At 72.6% G+C, this 23,073-nt stretch carries 14 protein-coding genes and 1 pseudogene; 11 read left to right on the top strand and 4 right to left on the bottom strand.

Annotated features, from left to right (window positions below):
• Positions 1–25: 25 nt before the first annotated feature.
• From ACLJWH_RS31050 to hflX, 3 genes are all read left to right on the top strand, one after another.
• Positions 26–2,245, top strand: a complete 2,220-nt coding sequence (locus ACLJWH_RS31050) for a RelA/SpoT family protein (RefSeq protein ID WP_411145092.1) — start codon at positions 26–28, stop codon at positions 2,243–2,245.
• Between the two features lie 108 nt (positions 2,246–2,353).
• Positions 2,354–3,940, top strand: a complete 1,587-nt coding sequence (locus ACLJWH_RS31045) for a M1 family metallopeptidase (protein ID WP_411145091.1) — start codon at positions 2,354–2,356, stop codon at positions 3,938–3,940.
• Positions 3,941–4,084: 144 nt separating this feature from the next.
• A complete protein-coding gene (hflX, locus tag ACLJWH_RS31040) occupies positions 4,085–5,569 on the top strand; it encodes a GTPase HflX (RefSeq protein ID WP_411145090.1) in 1,485 nt (494 codons plus the stop codon).
• A gap of 160 nt (positions 5,570–5,729) precedes the next feature.
• On the opposite strand, the gene ACLJWH_RS31035 is transcribed toward hflX, so the two are convergent.
• Positions 5,730–6,914, bottom strand: a complete 1,185-nt coding sequence (locus ACLJWH_RS31035; RefSeq protein ID WP_411145089.1) for a trypsin-like serine peptidase — start codon at positions 6,912–6,914, stop codon at positions 5,730–5,732.
• A gap of 272 nt (positions 6,915–7,186) precedes the next feature.
• Between ACLJWH_RS31035 and ACLJWH_RS31030 the strand changes: the two genes are divergently transcribed.
• The 5 genes from ACLJWH_RS31030 (at position 7,187) to ACLJWH_RS31010 (ending at position 15,491) form a co-directional block, all read left to right on the top strand.
• On the top strand, positions 7,187–8,581 hold the full coding sequence (locus ACLJWH_RS31030) for a diaminobutyrate--2-oxoglutarate transaminase family protein (RefSeq protein WP_411145088.1): 1,395 nt from the start codon (positions 7,187–7,189) through the stop codon (positions 8,579–8,581).
• Positions 8,578–10,542 (top strand): IucA/IucC family protein, encoded by a 1,965-nt coding sequence (locus tag ACLJWH_RS31025; protein WP_411145087.1) that lies wholly within the window; start codon positions 8,578–8,580, stop codon positions 10,540–10,542. The genes ACLJWH_RS31030 and ACLJWH_RS31025 overlap by 4 nt, the downstream gene beginning before the upstream one ends.
• Before the next feature lie 304 nt (positions 10,543–10,846).
• Positions 10,847–11,548, top strand: a complete 702-nt coding sequence (locus tag ACLJWH_RS31020; RefSeq protein WP_411145086.1) for a GNAT family N-acetyltransferase — start codon at positions 10,847–10,849, stop codon at positions 11,546–11,548.
• Positions 11,549–11,712: 164 nt separating this feature from the next.
• Positions 11,713–13,479, top strand: coding sequence for an IucA/IucC family protein (locus ACLJWH_RS31015; protein WP_411145085.1), 1,767 nt, complete (start codon positions 11,713–11,715; stop codon positions 13,477–13,479).
• Positions 13,480–13,520: 41 nt separating this feature from the next.
• A complete protein-coding gene (locus tag ACLJWH_RS31010) occupies positions 13,521–15,491 on the top strand; it encodes an ATP-dependent DNA helicase (protein WP_411145084.1) in 1,971 nt (656 codons plus the stop codon).
• A gap of 100 nt (positions 15,492–15,591) precedes the next feature.
• On the opposite strand, the gene lexA is transcribed toward ACLJWH_RS31010, so the two are convergent.
• A complete protein-coding gene (lexA, locus tag ACLJWH_RS31005) occupies positions 15,592–16,383 on the bottom strand; it encodes a transcriptional repressor LexA (protein WP_052859444.1) in 792 nt (263 codons plus the stop codon).
• 536 nt (positions 16,384–16,919) lie between these two features.
• Here lexA and nrdR point away from each other — a divergent pair.
• Together nrdR and ACLJWH_RS30995 are read left to right on the top strand one after the other, a co-directional pair.
• Positions 16,920–17,450, top strand: coding sequence for a transcriptional regulator NrdR (nrdR, locus tag ACLJWH_RS31000; RefSeq protein ID WP_411145083.1), 531 nt, complete (start codon positions 16,920–16,922; stop codon positions 17,448–17,450).
• Between the two features lie 121 nt (positions 17,451–17,571).
• Positions 17,572–20,460, top strand: a complete 2,889-nt coding sequence (locus ACLJWH_RS30995; protein WP_411145082.1) for a vitamin B12-dependent ribonucleotide reductase — start codon at positions 17,572–17,574, stop codon at positions 20,458–20,460.
• A gap of 162 nt (positions 20,461–20,622) precedes the next feature.
• On the opposite strand, the gene ACLJWH_RS30990 is transcribed toward ACLJWH_RS30995, so the two are convergent.
• Entirely contained in the window at positions 20,623–21,567 is a 945-nt protein-coding gene (locus ACLJWH_RS30990) for an MFS transporter (RefSeq protein ID WP_411145081.1), read from the bottom strand.
• Between the two features lie 196 nt (positions 21,568–21,763).
• On the opposite strand from ACLJWH_RS30990, the pseudogene ACLJWH_RS30985 reads away from it, so the two are divergent.
• Positions 21,764–22,099 (top strand): annotated as a pseudogene (locus ACLJWH_RS30985) (CGNR zinc finger domain-containing protein); the annotation flags it as partial.
• Between the two features lie 183 nt (positions 22,100–22,282).
• Here ACLJWH_RS30985 and ACLJWH_RS30980 read toward each other — a convergent pair.
• On the bottom strand, positions 22,283–22,804 hold the full coding sequence (locus tag ACLJWH_RS30980) for a TerD family protein (protein ID WP_411145080.1): 522 nt from the start codon (positions 22,802–22,804) through the stop codon (positions 22,283–22,285).
• Between the last annotated feature and the right edge of the window lie 269 nt (positions 22,805–23,073).

Genomic DNA, 23,073 nt, shown 5'->3' with positions numbered 1-23,073 from the left:
CCGGCCGACGCCGCCGGAGGTGCCCATGAGCGCAGAGGCCACGAACCCAGGTAGTCCCGGAGCGGCGGGGCGCCGGCGCGGCCGCCCCCGGCTGGAGTTGCGGGGGCTGCGCCGCATCGGGCGCGCCGCGCTGCTGGGCCCGGCGCCGCGCGACGGCCTCCCGGACGCCCTGGAACACGTCGCCAAGGTGCACCGCGACCATCACCCGGACGCCGACCTGGACATCCTGACCAAGGCGTACGCGCGGGCCGAGTCCTCGCACCGCGGCCAGCTGCGCAAGAGCGGCGAGCCCTACATCACCCACCCGCTCGCGGTCACCCTCATCCTCGCCCAACTGGGCGCGGAGACCACGACATTGACCGCCTCCCTCCTGCACGACACCGTCGAGGACACGGAGGTGACCCTCGACCAGGTGCGCGCGGAGTTCGGCGCCGAGGTCTGCTACCTCGTCGACGGCGTGACGAAGCTGGAGAAGGTCGACTACGGCGCGGCCGCCGAACCGGAGACCTTCCGCAAGATGCTGGTCGCCACCGGCGACGACGTCCGGGTGATGTCCATCAAGCTCGCCGACCGGCTGCACAACATGCGCACCCTCGGCGTGATGCGCCCCGACAAGCAGGTCCGGATCGCCAAGGTGACCCAGGACGTGCTGATCCCGCTCGCCGAACGCCTCGGCGTACAGGCCCTCAAGAGCGAGCTGGAGGACCTGGTCTTCGCGATCCTGCGCCCGGAGGAGTACGCCGCCGCCCGCCGCCTGGTACGCGAGTGCGCGGCGCGGCCCGATCCGCTCGCCGCCATGGCGGAACGCGTGCGCACGACCCTGGAGGAGGCCCGGATCGACGCCGAAGTCCTCGTCCGGCCACGGCACTTCGTCTCCGTGCACCGCGTCCGGCTCCGGCGCGGCGAGGTCACCGGCGCGGACCTGGGGCGGCTGCTCGTCCTGGTCGCCGAGGACGCCGACTGCTACGCGGTCCTCGGCGAGCTGCACACCTGCTTCACCCCCGTCGTCTCCGAGTTCAAGGACTTCATCGCGGTCCCCAAGTTCAACCTCTACCAATCGCTGCACACCGCCGTCACCGCCGAGGACGGGAAGATCGCCGAGACGCTGATCCGCACCCACCAGATGCACCGGGTCGCGGAGGCCGGGGTGATCGCCCTGGGCAACCCGTACGCCCCCACCGACGGCGCCGACGCCCCCGACGGCGAGCGGGCCGACCCGACGCGCCCCGGATGGCTCTCCCGACTGCTGGACTGGCAGCGCACCACCCCCGATCCGGACGCGTTCTGGACCTCGCTCCGCGCCGACCTGGCCCAGGAGGGGGAGATCACCGTCTGCTGCGCGGACGGTACCTCCGACGACGCCGCGGACGGCCCGTCCGCCGCCACGGGCCGCGTCATCGGCCTGCCCGCCGGGGCGAGTTGCGTGGACGCCGCCTACGCGCTGCACGGCGAGGCGGCGCACTGCTGCATCGGCGCCCGCGTCAACGGCCGCCTGGCCACGCTCGCCACCGTCCTGCGCGACGGCGACAGCCTGCATCTGCTGATGGCCCCGGACTCCGCGGCCGGCCCCTCGCCCGAGTGGCTCGACCACGCCCGTACGCCCGCCGCCCGGCTCGCCATCTCCCGGTGGCTGTCGGCGCCCGCGCACGCCCCGGCCGCCGCCGCGCCCACCCCGGCGGGGACCGGACCCGCGGGGCACACCGGCCCCGCGGGCTCCGCCGGGCACGGTCCGTCCGGGCGGGACGGCGCGGCCCCCCGCGGCCCCGCCGACGTCCTCGCAGTGGCGGATCTGCCCGGTGCGGCCGTCCGGCTGGCGGGCTGCTGCACCCCGGTACCGCCGGACTCCGTCACCGGCTTCGCCGTACGGGGCGGCACGGTCACCGCGCACCGCGCCCTGTGCCCCGTGGTCGCACGGATGACGGCGACCGGCCGGCAGCCGGTCGGGGTGCGCTGGCGGGGCGCGGACGAAACCGGCCACGGCTGCCGGGTGACCCTCCTCGCCGAGGCGTTCAGCAGGCCGCACCTCCTGGCGGACCTCACCGAAGCGATCGCCGCCCAGGGCGCCGCCGTGGTGTCGGCCGCCGTCGAACCCCCGCACGAACAGCGGGTACGGCACACCTACACCCTGCACCTGCCCGACGCCGCCGCGCTGCCCTCCCTGATGCGCGCGATGCGCCAAGTGCCGGGCGTCTTCGACGTGTTGCGGGCGGGGCGCGCCAGGCCGGCCGCGGCGGTGCGCCGGTAGCCCGCCTCGGACCGAAGGCGTAAGCCGGACGCCGCAACCGCCGCCCGTTCGGGTGCCGTACTGCCGCGCCACCCGCCCGGGGGCGGGCCGCGCTGATAGCGGTAACCCATGCCGTTTCCCTCGCGCCGCCCGCCCCACGGCCTCGTCCGCCCCGTCCGCCCCGCCCGTGACCTGCCCCGTGTCCCACGCGGCCGGATCCCGTCGCGGGCCGGCCGCCGTGCCGCCGCCCTCGGGCTGGCGGCCGTCGCCACGCTCGCCGCGGCCGCGCCCCCGGCCACCGGCCCGCACGGCATCGGCGACCGCGTCTTCCCCACGCTCGGCAACAACGGCTACCACGTCTCCTCCTACGACATCGCGCTGGACTACCCCGGCCGCAACGACAGCGCACTGTCCGCCGTCACCCGGATCACCGCCCGCACCACCGCCGACCTCGACCGCCTCGACCTCGACTACGCCAGCGGCACCGTCCACTCCGTCCAGGTGGACGGCGTACCGGCCGCCTTCTCGCGCAGCGGCGAGCACCTGGTGGTCGACCTGCCCTTCCCCGTCTCGTCGGGCCGGCAGCTGCGGATCGTCGTCCGGCACATCAGCAACCCGGCCGCCGGCGGCGACGGCGGCTGGATCCGCACCACCGACGGGCTGGCGATGGCCAACCAGGCCGACGCCGCACACCGCGTCTTCCCCTGCAACGACCACCCCTCCGACAAGGCGTACTTCACCTTCCACGTCACCGCGCCCCGAGAACTGACGGTCGTCGCCAACGGAGTGCAGCTCGGCCACGACGACCGCGGCCGGCGCCGCACCTGGACCTACCGCACCGCGCACCCCATGGCCACCGAGCTGGCGCAGGTCTCCATCGGAAAGTCCGCCGTCCTGCCGCGCAGCGGACCGCACGGTCTGCCGATGCGCGACGTGGTCCCGGACGCCGACCGCGCCGCCCTCTCGCCGTGGGCCGCCAAGACCCCGGACCAGCTCGCCTGGATGGAGCGCAAGGTCGGCCGGTTCCCCTTCGAGACGTACGGGGTGCTCATCGCGGACGCCAAGACCGGGTTCGAGCTGGAGACCCAGACCCTCTCGCTGTTCGAGAAGCGGCTCTTCACGACCGCCGGGCTGCCCGCCTGGTACGTCGAGTCCGTCATGGTGCACGAACTGTCCCACCAGTGGTTCGGCGACAGCGTCAGCCCGCGGCGCTGGTCCGACGCCTGGCTCAACGAAGCCCACGCCACCTGGTACGAGGCCCTCTACGCACAGGAGCGGAGCAAGGGCAAGGCGCCCCTGGAGGCCCGGATGCGCCGGGCGTACCAGTGGTCGGACGGCTGGCGCGCCAGCGGCGGGCCGCCCGCGCTGCCCAAGCCGGCCGACCCCGGAAAGAAGACCAGCATCTTCCGCCCGGTCCTGTACGACGGCAGCGCCCTGGTCCTGTACGCCCTGCGGGAGAAGATCGGCCGGGCCGCCTTCGACCGCCTCGAACGCTCCTGGGTGTCCCGCCACCGCGACGGCGTGGCCGGTACCGGCGACTTCATCGCACTGGCGTCCCGGATCTCCGGGCAGCACCTCGGCGGCTTCCTCGAGTCCTGGCTGTACGGCACGAAGACCCCGCCGATGCCCGGCCACCCCGCCTGGAAGAGCGCGACGGGCACCAGGAGCACGGCGGGCGTCCAAGGACGCGCCCGACAGGCCGGAAAATCCGCGTGACGGCCCCCACCCTCCGTGCGACCATCGACGGGCGACGCCGACAGGCCCGGGAATCTCCGGGGCGGCTCGGACGTTGTCACCACCGACAGTCCCACCGGGACCGGCAGGTCCCGACGAGGACTTCCCAACGACACAAAGGATCAAATGACCTCCTCTTCTTCCCTTCCGCAGGACCGCCAGCGCCTCCCCGAGAGCCTGCGGGCCGACGCCCTGATGGAAGAGGACGTCGCCTGGAGCCACGAGATCGACGGGGAGCGTGACGGCGACCAGTACGACCGCTCGGCGCGCGCGGCGCTGCGCCGCGTCGCGGGCCTCTCCACCGAGCTGGAGGACGTCACCGAGGTCGAGTACCGCCAGCTCCGCCTGGAGCGCGTGGTGCTCGTCGGTGTGTGGACCTCCGGGACGGTGCAGGACGCGGACAACTCCCTCGCCGAGCTCGCCGCGCTGGCCGAGACCGCCGGCGCCCTCGTGCTCGACGGCGTCGTCCAGCGCCGCGACAAGCCCGACCCGGCCACCTACATCGGCTCCGGCAAGGCCCTGGAGCTGCGCGACATCGTCCTCGAATCCGGGGCGGACACCGTGGTGTGCGACGGTGAGCTCTCCCCGGGCCAGCTGATCCACCTGGAGGACGTCGTCAAGGTCAAGGTGGTCGACCGGACCGCCCTGATCCTCGACATCTTCGCCCAGCACGCCAAGTCCCGGGAGGGCAAGGCACAGGTCTCCCTGGCACAGATGCAGTACATGCTGCCCAGGCTCCGCGGCTGGGGCCAGTCGCTCTCCCGCCAGATGGGCGGCGGCGGATCCAGCGGCGGCGGCGGGATGGCCACCCGTGGTCCCGGTGAGACCAAGATCGAGACGGACCGGCGGCGGATCCGCGAGAAGATGGCGAAGATGCGCCGGGAGATCGCGGAGATGAAGACCGGCCGGGACATCAAGCGCCAGGAACGCCGGCGCAACAAGGTCCCCTCGGTCGCCATCGCCGGATACACCAACGCCGGCAAGTCCTCGCTGCTCAACCGCCTCACCGGCGCCGGTGTCCTGGTGGAGAACGCCCTGTTCGCCACCCTGGACCCCACCGTCCGCCGCGCCGAGACGCCCAGCGGGCGGCTCTACACCCTCGCCGACACCGTCGGCTTCGTCCGGCATCTGCCGCACCACCTCGTCGAGGCGTTCCGCTCCACGATGGAGGAGGTCGGCGACTCCGACCTCATCCTGCACGTGGTCGACGGCTCGCACCCGGTGCCGGAGGAGCAGCTGGCCGCCGTGCGCCAGGTGATCCGCGACGTGGGCGCGACGGACGTGCCCGAGATCGTCGTCGTCAACAAGGCGGACGCCGCCGACCCGCTGGTGTTGCAGCGCCTGCTGCGCCAGGAGAAGCACGCCCTCGTGGTCTCGGCCCGCACCGGCCAGGGCATCACGGAGCTGCTGGCGCTGCTCGACGCGGAACTGCCGCGCCCCGAGGTGGAGATCGAGGTGCTGGTGCCCTACACCCACGGCGCCCTGGTCTCGCGGGCACACGCCGAGGGCGAGGTCATCTCCGAGGAGCACACCGCCGACGGCACGGTCCTCAAGGCGCGGGTGCACGAAGAACTGGCCGCCGAGTTCCAGCGGTTCGTACCGGCCGCGTAGCACCGCCACGCGGAGCGGCCGCGTACGACGGCGGAAGCAGGACGAAGGCCCGCCCCCGGAAGTTCCTCCGGGGGCGGGCCTCCGTCGTACGGCGGGCCTTCGCACGGTGCGCCGGCGCACCGCGGGCGGTGCCGGACCGCGGCACCGCCCCGTCACCGCCCTACTGCTTGGCGGCCCACTTCTTGCTCATCGCGTCGAACATCGACTTGGCCTCGGGGCCCAGGTGCGGACCGGCCGACCAGCGGGCCGGGCGCGGCCCCATCGACATGTTGGAGACCAGGACCGGCTTGCCGTCCGCGCCCTTGACGAACCAGGGGCCACCGGAGGAGCCACCGGTCATCGTGCAGCCGATCCGGTACATGGTCGGCAGCTGCGCGTCGCGCGACAGCCGGGTCGGCTTGTCGGTGCACTGTTCCTGCACCGCACCGTCGAACGGCGCCTCGGCCGGGTAGCCCTGCGCGGTCAGGCTCGGGATCTTGCCGATCGCCGGCGCGTTGAAGCTCACCTCGTACGCGCCGCCGGCCACCTCCTCCAGCGACTTGCCGCCGGTGCTCTCCTCGGGCTTCACATGCATCAGGGCGAAGTCGTACGGAGCCATCGGCACCCCTGGCACCGCGCCGCCGGCCTTGATCCACTGGCCGGACGTCGCCATGTCGTCCGCCCACCACTTGCCCGACGGCACCCGGTCCTCGAACGGCGTGGCCTTCATCTTGGCGGCCGACACGCCGTTCCGGTTGAAGTTCGGCACGAACACCATGTTGCGGTACCAGCCGCCGCTCTTGCCGGCGTGCACACAGTGCGCCGCGGTCCACACGAGGTTGGACTTACCGGGGTGTGCCGGGTCCTTGACGACCGTGGCCGAACAGCGCGACTCACCCTGGGGCGTGCTGAACAGCAGCAGCCCGACACCGGGCGCGGTCGAGGTGTACGGAGTCCGGACGGGCTGCGCCGGTACCGCCGCCGGCTCGGGATCGGTCTTGCCCTGGTCCTGCGAGATGTCCTCGGGCTTGCTGGGATCCTGCGGCGGCTTGACCTTCTCGATCTTGTCCGGGTTCCAGAAGTTCTTGATGATCGGGTTGATGAACTCCCCGGCCTCCCGGAGCCACTTGTCCTTGTCCCAGTTCTTCCAGTCGCCGTTCTTCCACTTGTCCAGGTCGATGCCGTGTTCCTTGAGCCTGTCCTGGATGTCCTGCGGAATCTTGAACTCACCCCCGGTGTCCTGAGCCGCTGACTGGCCCTGCTTGGCGTCCGCGCCACCGCCCTCCGGCCCGCAGGCGGTCGCGGTCATCGCCACGACGGCGGTGAGGGCGGCAGCGGCCAGGACCGGCCGACGTATGGATCGCATGGATGAGCTCCCCCTGAGAAATTCGATCTGAGCCTGTGCGGAACCGCGCCGACACGATCTTTGTCATGCACGTCAAGATCCCGGCGCGGCCCCCACTATGCCGGTGCCGTGAGGGACGGTGCCAGGCGGGCCCCCGGTTCCGGCCGCGGCAATGATCTTGACACCGGCCGTGATCCTCCGTCGGCACCGTCGTTGGTACCTACGGGGGCGCCGGGCTGCCCGCAGCGGCCCGCGCGGCATCAGCAGCTCACCAGCAGGAGGACACAACTGCCGTGGCGTTGACCGAATCCGTGCCGGCGGCCGCCCCGCCGGCCCACGAGGGGATCCTGCGCCGGCAGTCCCTGCGTGAGTCCGCCGCCCGTACCTACGCGCGCTCGTTGCCCATCGTCCCCGTGCGCGCCCGCGGCCTGACCATCGAAGGCGCCGACGGCCGGCGCTATCTCGACTGCCTCTCCGGCGCCGGCTCCCTGGCCCTCGGGCACAACCACCCGGTGGTGCTCGAAGCGATCCGCGGGGTCCTGGACTCCGGCGCGCCGCTGCACGCCCTCGACCTGGCGACGCCGGTCAGGGACGCCTTCACCACCGAACTCTTCGCCACCCTGCCGGGCGAACTGGCGGAGAAGGGGCGCATCCAGTTCTGCGGACCGGCCGGCACCGACGCCGTCGAGGCCGCCCTCACCCTCGTCCGCACCGCGACCGGCCACGACGGCCTGCTGGCCTTCTCCGGCGCGCACCACGGCCTGCCGGAGGAGGCGTCGACGGCCTCCGGGGGCGCGCCGCACACCGGAGTGACCCGGCTGCCCTATCCGTACGACTACCGCTGCCCGTTCGGGACCGGCGGCGAGCACGGCGCCGAACTCGCCGCGCGCTGGACGGAGCATCTGCTGGACGACCCCGGGAGCGGGGTACCGCGGCCGGCCGGGATGATCCTCGAACCCGTCCAGGGCGAGGGCGGGGTGATCCCCGCGCCGGACAGCTGGCTGCGGCGGATGCGGGACGTCACCGCCGCCCGGCGCATCCCGCTGATCGTGGACGAGGCACAGACCGGCGTCGGGCGCACCGGCACCTTCTGGGCGGTCGAGCACAGCGGGATCGTGCCCGATGTGCTCGTCCTGTCGAAGGCGATCGGCGGCAGCCTGCCGCTCGCGGTGATCGTCCACCGCGAGGAACTCGACGTCCGGCGGCCCGGCGCCCACGCCGGCACCTTCCGCGGCAACCAGCTCGCGATGGCGGCCGGCGCCGCCACCCTCGCCCACGTCCGCGAGAACGGGCTCGCCCGGCGCGCCGGGGAGCTCGGCGCCCGGATGCTCGGCCGGCTCGGCCGGCTCGCCGACTCCTGCGCCTGCATCGGCGACGTCCGCGGCCGCGGGCTGATGCTCGGCGTCGAACTGGTCGACGCCGAGGCCGCGGCGGACGCCACCGGGGCCCGCCCCGCCGCCCCGGCGCTCGCCGCCGCCGTCCGGGACGCCTGCCTGGACCGCGGCCTCATCGTCGGACTGGGCGGCCGGCACGGCGCCGTCATCCGGCTGCTGCCACCCCTGACCCTCACCGACGAACAGGCGGACGCGATCCTCGACCGCCTCACCGACGCCATCGCGGCGGCGGTCCGCACCACCCCCGCGCCGACGGGCCCGTCCCCCACGACCATGCGAGGCACCTCCCCATGAACGAACGCACCGGCCCAGACGGGACCCAGGCCGCCGAGCGGCTCCTCGCCCACCATCCGGGCGGGGGGACGATCGAATCGGTACCGCGCCAGCAACGGCACACCGCCGACGACCTGCGCCACGCACCCTCCGCGGGCACGGCCGGCACCCCCCGCCCGTACGACCGCGCCCTCCTCGGCGACGGCGACGCCGACCCCCTGGACCACCCGGACCCGGCCGTCGCCGCCGACGCCGCCGGCACCGAGAACCTGCTGCGCTGCTGGGTCCGCGAGAGCGGCGCACACCGCCCGCCGGACGGCCGGCTGCGCCTCCCGCTGCCCGCCAGCGCGACCGTCCTGCACATCCCCGTCCGCTACTGGTCACCCACGGGCTGGCACCGCCTCGGCGCCCCCGTCCTGGAAGGCGCCCCCACCGACGCGGCTCCGCTGGACGCCGTCACCCTCGCCGCACTGCTGCACCGGGAGGCCGCGTACGACGGCGGGCGCCGCGCGGCGTACGGCCGCGCGCACCTCGGCCCGGACGGTGACGGCGCCGAACTCGTCGGCAGGGTCGCCAACTCCGTACAGAACACTGCCGCCTTCCTCGCCGACCGGCGCGCCCGCCCCGACGACGACCGCAGCGCGCTCTTCCTCGAAGCCGAACAGTCCCTCCTCCTCGGCCATCCGCTGCACCCCACACCGAAGAGCCGCGAGGGCCTCTCGGACGCCGAGCGGCGCGCCTACTCGCCCGAACTGCGCGGGGCCTTCCCGCTGCACTGGATGGCCGTGCACCGCTCCGTCCTCGCCGCCGACTCCGCCTGGACCGAACGCGGCAAGACCGTCCCGGCCGAACGGCTCGCCGCCGGCCTCGCGGGGGACGGTCTCCGGTGCCCCGGCGAAACCGTCCCGCTGCCGCTGCACCCCTGGCAGGCCGGGGAACTCGCCGCCCGCCCGGACGTCGCCGCGCTCCTCGACGCCGGCCTGCTGCACGACCTGGGCCCGTACGGACCCGTCTGGCACCCCACCTCCTCCGTCCGCACCGTCTACCGCCCCGGCGCGGACGCCATGCTCAAGCTCTCCCTGGGCGTGCGCATCACCAACTCCCGCCGGGAGAACCTCCGCAAGGAACTGGAGCGCGGCGTCGAGGTCCACCGGCTGCTCCGCACCGGCCTCGCCGAACAGTGGCAGTCCGCCCATCCCGGCTTCGACATCATCCGCGACCCGGCGTATCTCGCCGTCGACGGCGCCGCCGGCGAGCCTGTCCAGGGACTGGACGTCGTCATCCGCCACAACCCCTTCACCACCACGGACGACGCCGTCTGCATCGCCGGACTCACCTCGCCCAGGCCCGGCCGGGGCCGGACGCGCTCGCGGCTCGCCGCTCTCGTCACCACGCTCGGCGCCAGGACCGGCCGCACCGCGGGCGCCGTCGCGACCGAGTGGTTTTTGCGCTACCTCGAAGCGGTCGTCCGGCCCGTGCTGTGGCTCGACGGCACGGCCGGCGTCGCCCTGGAGGCCCACCAGCAGAACACCCTCGTCCTGCTGGACCCCGACGGCTGGCCGGTCGGCGGCCGCTACCGCGACAACCAGGGCTACTACTTCCGCGTCTCCCGGCGCACGGACCTGGAACGGCGGCTGCCCGGCATCGGCGCCACCAGCGACACCTTCGTCGCCGACGACGTCACCGACGAGCGGTTCGCCTACTACCTCGGCATCAACAACGTCCTCGGCCTCATCGGGGCGTTCGGCGCGCAGCGCCTGGCCCGCGAGGAGATCCTGCTCGCCGCCTTCCGCCGCTTCCTCGCCGACGCGGCCGCCGCCCCCCGGGCCCACCGCTCACCGCTGCCGGAACACCTGCTCACCGCCCGCACCCTGCGCTGCAAGGCCAACCTCGCCACCCGGCTGCACGGCCTGGACGAACTCGTCGGCCCGGTCGACACCCAGTCCGTCTACGTCACTTTGTCCAACCCGCTGGCGTCCTAGGGCGTGCCGTCACAGTGGCGCCTGCTCCGCGGCGGCCGGCACGGCCCTCTCCCGGCCACCGCCGGGAGGTACCCCCACGCGGCGCCGCCGGGACCACCCCGGCACACCCGGTACCGGGGCGGCCCACCGCACCGGCACACCGCGCGGGACCCGCCCTCGGGGCGAACGACGCCACCGTGACGACACACCCCCCCCAGGGCCCGTGCGATACCCGGCGCCTGGCCGACCCACCCCAGCCCGCCGGCCCCGCCCCGCGACCCACAAGGCCCCGCGGCACCCGGGGCCACGAGAGGAGAGCGCCGCCGTGCCATCCACCGACGCCGGCTTCACTTCCAGCTCCGACGACACCATCGACCTGCAACTCCCGCCCGAATGGGGCCCGCTGCCCACCGCCGGGGACCGGCCCCCGGTGGCCCCCGACGCCCCGGCCGCCGGCCCGCTCCTCGACAACCTGGCGGGCTGGGGCCCGGCCGACACCCCGGCCGGGCCGTTCGCACTCGTCCCGGTCCACCTGGACCGCGACCTCGCCCGGATCTCCGGCTGGATGAACGACCCGGCCGTCGCGGCCTTCTGGGAACTGGCCGGCCCCCAGGAGACCACCGCCGCCCATCTGCGCGGCCAGCTCGCCGGCGACGGGCGCAGCGTGCCCTGCCTGGGGCTGCTGGCCGACATCCCCATGAGCTACTGGGAGATCTACCGCGCCGACCTGGACCCGGTGGCCCGCTACTACCCGGCCCGGCCGCAGGACACCGGCGTACACCTCCTCATCGGCGGCGTCGGCGACCGGGGCCGCGGCCTCGGCACGACGCTGCTGCGCGCCACCGCGGATCTCGTACTGGACCACCGCCCGCGCTGCGGACGCGTCGTCGCCGAGCCCGATCTGCGCAACACCGCCTCCGTCGCGGCGTTCCTGGGCGCGGGATTCCGCTACGCCGACGAGATCGAGCTGCCCGGCAAACGCGCGGCCCTGATGGTGCGCGACCGCGCCCACCGCCACCTCCTCTGACCCCGGGGCCGTCCGTCGACGGCCCCGCTTCCGTACCGGACCCCGCACCCACCCCCCCCTGGACACCCGCCCCGCTGTCCGCCCCGCCACCCGTTCCCCGTCCGTCCCGCCGCCCCCGTTGTCCCCGCACCTGCCGGGGCGGCCCCGTTCCGAGGAGTCCCACCTTGTCCTGTGCGCCCCAGCCCTCGCACCGCGCCTGGCAGCACGCCGCGCGCCGCCTGTTCGCCAAAACCCTGGCGGAGCTCGCGTACGAGGAAGTCCTCACCCCCGAGCCCGACGGCACCGCCCCCGACGGCACCCCCCGCTACCGGCTGCCGGTCACCGACGACCTGACCTACCGCTTCCGCGCCCGCCGCGGCGCCTACGGACACTGGCGCGTCGACCCCGACTCGATCACCCCCCACAGCGACCCCCTCCACTTCCTCACGCACGCCCACGACACCGTCCTCGGCCTGTCCGGCGACACCACAGGCCATCTCATCCGCGAGCTGACCGCCACCCTCGCCGCCGACACCCGCCTCGACGCGACCGCCCTCAGCGCCGCCGACCTCGCCGACCTGGACTACGCCGACCTCGAAGGCCACCAGACCGGCCACCCCTGGCTCGTCGCGAACAAGGGCCGGCTCGGCTTCTCCGCCGCCGACGCGGCACTCTGGGCCCCCGAAGCCCGTATCCCGCAGCGACTGCCCTGGCTCGCCGCCCACCACGGCCTCGCCCACTACCGGGGCGTCCCCGCCCTCGCCACCCCCGACCGTCTCTACGGCGAGGAACTCAGCCCCGCCACCCGGGACGCCTTCGCCCGCACCGTCGCCGCCGAGGGCCGCGACCCCGGTGACTACCTCTACCTTCCCGTCCACCCCTGGCAGTGGGACGAGACCATCGCCCCGCTCTTCGCCCCGCAGCTCGCCGACCGCTCCCTCATCGCGCTGCCCACCGACAACGACCTCAGACTGGCCCAGCAGTCGATCCGTACCTTCCTCAACATCAGCCGCCCGCAGGCCCGCTCGGTCAAACTGCCGCTGTCCATCCTCAACACCCTCGTCTGGCGCGGTCTGCCCACCGAGCGCACCCTCGCCGCCCCCGCCGTCACCCGCTGGGTGCACGGCCTGCGCGACGCCGACCCGTATCTGCGCGACGAGACCCGGGTGATCCTGCTCGGCGAGACCGCCTCCGTCACCGTCGAGCACCCCCTCTACGACCGGCTGCCCGGCGTCCCGTACCAGTTCAAGGAGCTGCTCGGCTGCATCTGGCGGGAGCCGATCACCCGCTACCTCGACCCCGGCGAACGCGCCCGCACCCTCGCCGCGCTGCTCCAGACCGACCCGCGCGGCCGCGCCCTGACCGCGGAGCTGGTGCGCCGTTCCGGGCTGGCCCCGCGCCACTGGCTCCGCCGGCTGTTCGCCGCGCTGCTGCCGCCCCTGCTGCACTTCCTCTACCAGTACGGCACCGTCTTCTCCCCGCACGGCGAGAACGCCATCGTCGTCTTCGACGAGCACGACATCCCCACCCGGCTCGCGGTCAAGGACTTCGTCGACGACGTCAACACCAGCTCGGTACCGCTGCCCGAGCACGAGTCGATGGCGGACGACGTCCGGGCGGTGCTGCTCACCGAACCGCCCGCCTTCCTCACCCAGTTCATCCACGCCGGCCTGTTCATCGGCGTCTTCCGCTATCTCGCGCCGCTCTGCGAGGAGCAACTCGGCGTTCCCGAGGCCGAGTTCTGGTCCCTCGTACGGGCGGAGGTGCTGCGCCACCACGAGCGCTTCCCGCGCCTGAAGGAACGGCACGAGACCTTCGACCTGCTCACCCCCCGGATCGAGCGGCTGTGCCTGAACCGCAACCGGCTGCACGTCGACGGCTACCGCGACCGGCACGACCGCCCGCACGCCGCTGTCCACGGCACCGTCCCCAACCCCCTGCACGCCCTGTGAGCGAGACGGCTGTCAGTGGGCCCGCGTAGGCTTGCAGTGCTATGACAAAGCCCTCCCTCCCCGATCTGCTCCACGCCGCCGTCACCGCCGTCGGCGGCACCGAGCGCCCCGGCCAGGTGGCGATGGCCGAGGCCGTCGCCGAGGCCGTGGACGACCAGTCCCACCTGCTGGTCCAGGCCGGCACCGGCACCGGAAAGTCCCTCGGCTATCTGGTGCCCGCGCTGGCCCACGGCGAGCGTGTGGTCGTCGCCACGGCCACCCTCGCGTTGCAGCGCCAGCTCGTCGAGCGCGATCTGCCGCGCACGGTCGACGCGCTCCATCCGCAGTTGCGCCGCCGCCCCGAGTTCGCCATGCTCAAGGGCCGCTCCAACTACCTCTGCCTGCACCGCCTGCACGAAGGCGTTCCGCAGGAAGAGGAGGAGGGCCTCTTCGACCCGTTCGAGCAGGCGACGCCCACCAGCAAGCTCGGCAAGGACCTGCTGCGGCTGCGCGACTGGGCGGACGAGACCGAGACCGGCGACCGTGACGCGCTGACCCCCGGCGTCTCCGACCGGGCCTGGGGACAGGTCTCGGTCTCCTCCCGGGAGTGCCTGGGCGCGTCGAAATGCGCGTACGGCGCGGAGTGCTTCGCCGAGGCCGCCCGGGAGCGCGCCAAGCTCGCCGATGTCGTCGTCACCAACCACGCGCTGCTCGCGATCGACGCGATCGAGGGCGCCCCGGTCCTCCCGCAGCACGAAGTGCTGATCATCGACGAGGCCCATGAGCTGGTCTCCCGGGTCACCGGCGCCGCCACCGGCGAGCTCACCCCGGGCCAGGTCAACCGTGCCGTCCGGCGGGCCGCCAAGCTCGTCAACGAAAAGGCCGCCGACCAGCTCCAGACGGCCGCCGAGTCCTTCGAGCGCCTGATGGAGCTGGCCCTGCCCGGCCGTCTGGAAGAGCTCCCCGAGGACCTCGGCTACTGCCTGATGGCGCTGCGCGACGCGGCCCGTACGGTGATCAGCGCGCTCGGCACCACCCGCGACAAGTCCGTCCAGGACGAGGACGCCGTCCGCAAGCAGGCCCTCGCCTCGGTGGAGAACGTCCACGCGGTCGCCGAGCGCATCGCGAACGGTTCCGAGTACGACGTGGTCTGGTACGAGCGGCACGACCGTTTCGGCGCCTCCCTGCGGGTCGCGCCGCTGTCGGTCTCCGGGCTGCTGCGGGAGAAGCTGTTCGCGGACCGCTCGGTCGTCCTGACCTCCGCGACCCTCAAGCTCGGCGGCGATTTCAACGGTGTGGGGGCCTCCCTCGGCCTCGCCCCGGAGGGCACCCAGGGCGACGACATCCCGGTCTGGAAGGGCCTGGACGTCGGCTCGCCCTTCGACTACGCCAAGCAGGGCATCCTCTACGTCGCCAAGCACCTGGCGCAGCCGGGCCGCGAGGGCAGCCGCACGGACATGCTCGATGAGCTCGCGGAGCTGATCGAGGCGGCCGGCGGCCGTACGCTCGGGCTGTTCTCGTCGATGCGCGGTGCTCAGGCCGCGGCCGAGGCGATGCGCGACCGGCTCGATATGCCGATTCTGCTCCAGGGCGAGGAGACGCTCGGTGAGCTGATCCGCACGTTCGCCGCCGACGCCCGTACGTGCCTGTTCGGCACGCTGTCGCTGTGGCAGGGCGTCGATGTGCCGGGGCCGAACTGCCAGCTGGTGGTCATGGACCGGGTGCCGTTCCCGCGCCCGGACGATCCGCTGATGAGCGCCCGGCAGAAGGCCGTGGAGCAGGCGGGCGGCAACGGTTTCATGGCGGTCGCCGCGACGCACGCGGCCCTGCTGATGGCCCAGGGCGCCGGCCGTCTGGTGCGCGCCACCGGGGACCGCGGTGTCGTCGCCGTCCTCGACCCCCGGGTGGAGCGGGCCCGCTACGGTGCGTTCCTGCGCAAGTCGATGCCGGACTTCTGGTACACCACCGACCGCAATCAGGTCCGCCGCTCCCTCGCGGCGATCGACGCGGCGGCGAAGGCGGCCGAGTCGTAGGGAGCGCGGGTGTCCGCGCCGCAGCGCGCAGCGCAGCACAGCACAGCACAGAGCCCCGGAACCGGCGCAGTGGTTCCGGGGCTCGGTCGTGAGGGGCGGGTCAGACCCGCCGCAGCACCGCCACCACCTTGCCGAGGATGGTCGCCTCGTCGCCGGGGATCGGCTGGTACGCGGAGTTGTGCGGCAGCAGCCACACATGGCCGTCCTCGCGCTTGAAGCGCTTGACGGTGGCCTCGCCGTCCAGCATCGCGGCCACGATGTCGCCGTTCTCGGCGACCGGCTGGCGGCGGACGGTGACCCAGTCGCCGTCGCAGATCGCGGCTTCGATCATGGAGTCACCGATGACCTTCAGCACGAACAGCTCGCCGTCGCCGACCAGCTGGCGGGGGAGCGGGAAGACGTCCTCGACCGACTCCTCGGCGAGGATCGGGCCACCGGCCGCGATCCGGCCGACCAGCGGGACGTAGGACGCCGCGGGCTTGCCGGCGGTCTCCGTGGCCGCGCTGGTGGTCTGGTCGGAGCCGCGGACCTCGTACGCCCGGGGGCGGTGCGGATCGCGGCGCAGGAAGCCCTTGCGCTCCAGAGCCATGAGCTGATGGGCGACGGACGAGGTGCTGGACAGCCCCACGGCCTGGCCGATCTCACGCATCGACGGCGGATAGCCGCGCCGCTGGACCGAATCCCGGATTACTTCGATCACCCTGCGCTGGCGGTCGGTGAGTCCGGAACTGTCGGCCCGAATCCCTGGCGGCCGACCCGGCAGCGAACGTGCGGGCTTCTGCTCTTCGGGGTCCAACGTGGCGTCGTCCATCGGCGGTTTCCGCGGCTGCTCGAATCGGCTCTGGGAGTGGCTCTGTGCGGTGATGGTCGCGCTGTCTGCGGTGGTGGTCACGTCGGCCCCTCTCGAAATGTTCTCCCTAGTTAGCCAACGGTAGTTGCTTTCGAAAGGTTGCGCCAAACACACGTTCGAGTGAAAATTCGCTGATTGGCTGACCCGATCAAGTGGCTGGGTGTATAGCGAAAAGGCATTTCGGGCCTTTGGGATACGCTTCCGCCCGGGTTCACCGGCCGGACCGCCGGCGCGCAATTGCCGTCGTCACGGGCCGCGCGGGCCGCCACACCGTGGCCGATTCTGTCATCCCCGCCCCTGTGCCCCGCCGCCCGGGTGGCTTCCCGTACCCTCATGGGCGACCTCCCGGCCCGCCTCCGCCGCGACACGCGGTAGGCGGATATACGCACCCCGACACCACATCTAGTGCTTAGGTGCGTTTGGTCGCCTACAAGTTGTGGTGCTGGTCCTGCGAGGCTCCGAGGATCGCCTATGCTGGTGACTCCTCCGAAGGGTCCGTACGGACCGGCCGGAGGCAGTTCAGCCGTACGCCGGGTTCGATGGCGTACGCCCGTATCCGAGGTGAGGAGGGTGGAGCCGTGCACTGCCCCTTCTGTAGGCACTCGGACAGCCGGGTGGTGGACAGTCGCACCACCGACGACGGCACCTCGATCCGCAGGCGCCGTCAGTGCCCCGACTGCTCCCGCCGTTTCACGACCATCGAGACGGCATCACTGATGGTGATCAAGCGGAGCGGGGTCACCGAACCCTTCAGCCGCAACAAGGTCATCGCGGGGGTGCGCAAGGCGTGCCAGGGCCGCCCGGTCACCGAGGACGCCCTCGCCAAGCTCGGCCAGCGGGTCGAGGAAGCGGTGCGCGCCACCGGCAGCGCCGAGCTGTCCACCCATGACGTCGGGCTCGCCATACTGGGCCCGTTGCGGGAACTCGACCTCGTCGCGTACCTGCGCTTCGCATCCGTGTACCAAGCCTTCGACTCGCTCGAAGACTTCGAGGCGGCCATCGCCGAGCTGCGGGAGCAGCGCGAGCAGCGGCCGCCCGCGGGGGACTGCGGGACCGGCAAGGCGGCCGGCGGCCCGGCCGTCCCCGTGCCCGCCACCACCGCCGACTGAGTTCGGCGCACATATCCAGGACCTGACCGGGGTCTGTGAGCGGCCCCGGTCGCCAAAAGACATATACCGTGCCACGGAAGAAGTGTGCACATATGGGCGTTTGCCCGTATAGGGAGGCGGAATGACAGAGACGACGAGCGGCCCGGCACGAGGCTCCCGCGCCAAGGGCAGCAAGGCGAGCAAGGGTCTGCGCATCGAGCGCATCCACACCACCCCCGGCGTGCATCCGTACGACGAGGTGGAGTGGGCGCGCCGTGACGTCGTCATGACCAACTGGCGCGACGGCTCGGTCAATTTCGAGCAGCGTGGCGTCGAGTTCCCCGACTTCTGGTCGGTGAACGCGGTCAACATCGTCACCAGCAAGTACTTCCGCGGCGCGGTGGGATCGCCGGCGCGTGAGGCGAGCCTCCGGCAGCTCATCGACCGGGTGGTCAGGACCTACCGCAAGAGCGGCGAGGACAACGGCTACTTCGCCTCCCCGGCGGACGCCGAGATCTTCGAGCACGAGCTCGCGTACGCGCTGCTGCACCAGGTCTTCAGCTTCAACTCGCCGGTGTGGTTCAACGTCGGCACCCAGCAGCCGCAGCAGGTCAGCGCCTGCTTCATCCTCTCCGTGGACGACTCCATGGAGTCGATCCTGGACTGGTACAAGGAAGAGGGGATGATCTTCAAGGGCGGCTCCGGCGCCGGCCTGAACCTCTCCCGTATCCGCTCGTCCAAGGAACTGCTCTCCTCCGGCGGCAACGCTTCGGGCCCGGTCTCCTTCATGCGCGGGGCCGACGCCTCCGCCGGCACGATCAAGTCGGGCGGCGCCACCCGCCGCGCGGCCAAGATGGTCGTCCTGGACGTCGACCACCCCGACGTCGAAGCCTTCATCGAGACCAAGGTGAAGGAAGAGGAGAAGGTCCGCGCGCTGCGCGACGCCGGCTTCGACATGGACCTGGGCGGCGACGACATCACGTCCGTCCAGTACCAGAACGCCAACAACTCGGTCCGGGTCAACGACGAGTTCATGAAGGCCGTCGAGACCGGCTCGAAGTTCGGGCTGCGCGGCCGGATGACCGGTGAGGTCATCGAGGAGGTCGACGCCAAGAGCCTCTTCCGCAAGATGGCGGAGGCCGCGTGGGCGTGCGCCGACCCCGGCATCCAGTACGACGACACCATCAACCACTGGCACACCTCGCCGGAGTCGGGCCGGATCACCGCGTCCAACCCGTGCAGCGAGTACATGCACCTGGACAACTCCTCGTGCAACCTCGCCTCGCTCAACCTCCTGAAGTTCCTGCGCGACGACGACAAGGGCCACCAGTCGTTCGACGCCGAGCGCTTCGCCAAGGTCGTCGAGCTGGTCATCACCGCGATGGACATCTCCATCTGCTTCGCGGACTTCCCCACCGAGAAGATCGGCGAGACCACCCGCGCCTTCCGCCAGCTGGGCATCGGCTACGCCAACCTCGGCGCCCTGCTGATGGCCACCGGTCACGCCTACGACTCCGACGGCGGCCGCGCGCTGGCCGGTGCCATCACCTCCCTGATGACCGGCACCTCCTACCGGCGCTCCGCCGAGCTGGCCGCGGTCGTCGGCCCGTACGACGGCTACGCCCGTAACGCGGACGCCCACAAGCGCGTGATGAAGCAGCACTCCGACGCCAACACCGCCGCGGTGCGCGCCGACGACCTGGACACCACGGTCTGGGCGGCGGCCACCGAGGCATGGCAGGACGTGCTGCGCCTCGGCGAGAAGAACGGCTTCCGCAACGCGCAGGCGTCGGTGCTCGCGCCGACCGGCACCATCGGCCTGATGATGGACTGCGACACCACGGGTGTCGAGCCCGACCTGGCCCTGGTCAAGTTCAAGAAGCTCGTCGGCGGCGGCTCCATGCAGATCGTGAACAACACGGTCCCCAAGGCGCTCAAGCGGCTCGGCTACCAGCCCGAGCAGGTCGAGGCGATCGTCGCCCACATCGGTGAGCACGGCAACGTCATCGACGCGCCGGGCCTGAAGACCGAGCACTACGAGGTCTTCGACTGCGCCATGGGCGTCCGCTCGATCTCCGCCATGGGCCACGTGCGCATGATGGCCGCCGCGCAGCCCTTCCTCTCCGGCGCGATCTCCAAGACCGTCAACGTTCCGGAGACGGCCACCGTCGAGGAGATCGAAGAGGTCTACTACGAGGGCTGGAAGCTCGGCCTGAAGGCGCTCGCGATCTACCGCGACAACTGCAAGGTCGGCCAGCCGCTCTCGGCGAAGAAGAAGGACTCCGCGGACACCGCCAAGGCCGCGGCGCCGACGGAGACCGCGGCCGAGAAGAAGGTCGTCGAGTACCGCCCGGTGCGCAAGCGCCTCCCCAAGGGCCGTCCCGGCATCACCACCTCCTTCACGGTGGGTGGCGCCGAGGGCTACATGACCGCCAACTCCTACCCGGACGACGGTCTCGGTGAGGTCTTCCTGAAGATGTCCAAGCAGGGCTCGACCCTCGCGGGCATGATGGACGCCTTCTCCATCGCGGTGTCGGTGGGCCTCCAGTACGGCGTGCCGCTGGAGACCTACGTCTCGAAGTTCACCAACATGCGCTTCGAGCCGGCCGGTATGACCGACGACCCGGACGTGCGGATGGCGCAGTCGATCGTCGACTACATCTTCCGCCGCCTGGCGCTGGACTTCCTGCCCTTCGAGACCCGCTCGGCACTGGGCATCCACTCCGTCGAGGAGCGCCAGCGCCACCTGGACACCGGTTCGTACGAGCCGGCCGACGACATGGACGTGGAGGGGCTGGCCCAGTCCGCGCCGCTCCAGGCCGAGTCGCCGAAGTCCGCCCCGGTGGTCAAGGCCGTCGAGGAGGCCGCCCCGGCCGCCCCGAAGCAGGCGCACACCAACGCCGAACTGGTCGAGATGCAGCTCGGCATCAACGCCGACGCGCCGCTCTGCTTCTCCTGCGGCACGAAGATGCAGCGGGCCGGCAGCTGCTACCTGTGCGAGGGCTGCGGCTCGACCAGCGGGTGCAGCTGAGCATGAGCGGACCCGCGCGGGACACACCGTCCCGCGCGGCCCGCGCACCGGGCTGAGACATGGCCCGGGATGAGGAAGAGCGTACGAAGGGGACCGGCCGGGAGCCGGTCCCCTTCGGCGTGTCCGCCGGTCCGCGGGCCGGAGGGGCAGGCGCCGACGTGCTCAGGGCGCGGCCGTTTCCGGCCGCCGTGCCGCGGCACTCGGGGTACCGGGACCACGGGGCGGGCGGAGCCGCGCGAGGGTGTGCAGGAGCGCGGCGCCCGGCTGGAGGGCGGCGATCCCGAGGAGCAGCAGGGGCGCGGGCAGCGCGGTGGCCAGCCCGGCGAGGGCGGCTCCGCAGGCCGCCGCGGAGATCTTCAGCCCCGCGCCGAGCAGGAAGACCTGGGCACGCAGACGTGGCGGGGCATGATCGGCCCGGATGCGGAGGGTGGCCGTCGGCAGCGGACCGTCGAAGAGTCCGGCGGGCACGGTGAGCACCGCGCAGGCGGCCGGTGCGGGGACGAGTGCGGCGGCGGCCAGCGCCAGGCCGGTGCCGAACAGGGCTGGGCGGGCCAGGCCCTCGACCGGGACCGGCGGTGGCCACCGGCCCACGGCCAGGGCACCGGCGAGGGCCCCGGCCGCGAAGGCGGTCATCAGGACCCCGCCGCCGCCCGGTCGGCCGCGGCCCTCGGCGAGCAGCACCGTGGTGGTGGCCGGTGCGCCGATCCCGATATGGGCGAGACAGGTGGCGGCGGTGATCGCGCGCAACTCCGGGGTGCGCAGGACGACCGCCAGACCCGCCGCCAGGTCGGCGAGCAAGGAGGCCGGCGGGTGCGCGGGCACGGCGGGGCGCGTCCGCCCGTACGGCAGGGTGACCACCAGCGCCGCCGCACCGGCGAGCAGCAGCACGGCGGGGCCCGGTGACCCCAGCTCCGCCAGGACGCTGACGGCGGCGGGGCCGGCCACCGACGCGGCGTTGTGGACGGCTGTGCCCAGCGCGTAGGCACGGTCGCGGGCCGGGCCGGCGGACCTGCTCGCGCGCCATGGCGAGAGCCCGGATGAGCTGACCGAGCGGGCCTTCTCGGAGGCGGACGCGGAGGAACTGCGGAGCGCCGTCGTCCGGATCACCGGCATCCTTGCCGGGAACGGTGCCGCTGGGAGCGGTGCGATCGGGGATGACGTCAACGAGGACGGCGCTGATGGGGATGGCGCCAACGGGGACGGCGTCGCTGCGGGTGTCGGTACGGATGCCGCTGGCGGTGCGCATACCGCCACCGAATCGGGTGAGGAGGCGGCGGGTGGCGAAGGGGCGGACGACGCCGGCACCGACCGGGCCGCCCACGCCGTCAACGCGCTGCTGGCCGAATGCGGTGCGCGCCCGTATCTGTCCCGGCACGGCGGCCACGCCTGGCATCTGCATGTCGACCGGGGCGAGGACGCGGACCGGGCCGACTGGTTCCTGGCCTCAAGTGCCGTGGCGCTGGCGCAGATTCTCACCGAATACGGCCGTGTCACCTGGGGCGAATGCACCGCCCCGCGCTGCGTCACTCTTTACCTGGGCACCGGCCCCGGAAGTGCCCGCCGCTATTGCTCCGCCGCCTGCGCCTCGCGTGAACGGGTCGCGGCTCATCGCCGTCGTCGGCGGGCGGGCGCGGAGTAGTCGCTCTCGCCCGGACCGTACGGGAAGCGGGAAGCGGGAAGCGGGAATGCGCGAGAGGCGGGATTGCGTGGGAATCGGGGACTCCTGGAAATGGGGAACGCACGGGAAAGGGGAGGCGGATATCAGCCGCCTCCCCTTCGCCGTTTTCCTGTGCGGTCCGTCAGCCGGCGGTCAAACTGCCCATCAGCTGCCCATCAGCGAGGTGAACGTATGCGGATCGGCGTCGAATCCGCGGAGGGTCGCGTGGAATCGCCATGCGCCCGTGTCGTCCCGGGAGAATTCGGCGACGGTCGCGGCGGTCGCGTCCGCGACACCGGAGAAATCGTTCGCCGCCAGATCGGTGCGGTCCTCGCGGACGAGGACCTCGGTATTCGCTACGTCGCCGAAGACCTTGCGGCCCTCGCCCTGCTGGATGGCCACGCCCACGACGACGCGTGTGTAGGTCTCGCTCAGCCGGTCCAGTTCCAGCGTCATGACCTCGTCGGAACCGAAGCCCTGACCGGTCCGGCTGTCCCGGTTGAGGGTGATGGTGCCGTCGGGTGACCGGCTGTCGAAGTGCACCAGGTAGGACGGCTCGCCGTGCGGTGCGCCCGCCGGGTACGTCGCGGCGATGATGTCGAGGTCATTGGCGGGTGTGCCGAGGGGGCTGGGGTCCCACTTGAGCGTCACCTCGACCTTCTCGATCCCTTTGTTGAGAGTGCTCACCGGGTTCCCCTTTCTTCTTGCTTTTCTTCTCGTCTCGACTTCTCTTGCGCTTCGCTGTCCGTCACTCTCGCGTCGTACGCGTCGTAGGCCGTCAGGCTGTCATCGGTCGGCGTGCAACTGCTGGGCGCTCGGTGCTGGTTGTCGTTCCGGGCCGCTGTGGGGAGCCGGGGCGGACGGACGCAGCCGGTCGGGCCTACGGCCGAGGTGAACCCGGGTGGCGAGGTCCGCCCGGCCGTCGCGCGGGTAACTCCCCAAGATTTCCCATTCGT

This window comes from Streptomyces sp. x-80 (assembly GCF_046549095.1).
GTDB lineage: Bacteria > Actinomycetota > Actinomycetes > Streptomycetales > Streptomycetaceae > Streptomyces > Streptomyces celluloflavus.
The sequence above is the reverse complement of the archived record's forward strand: the minus strand, read 5'-3'. Positions and strand labels throughout refer to the sequence as shown.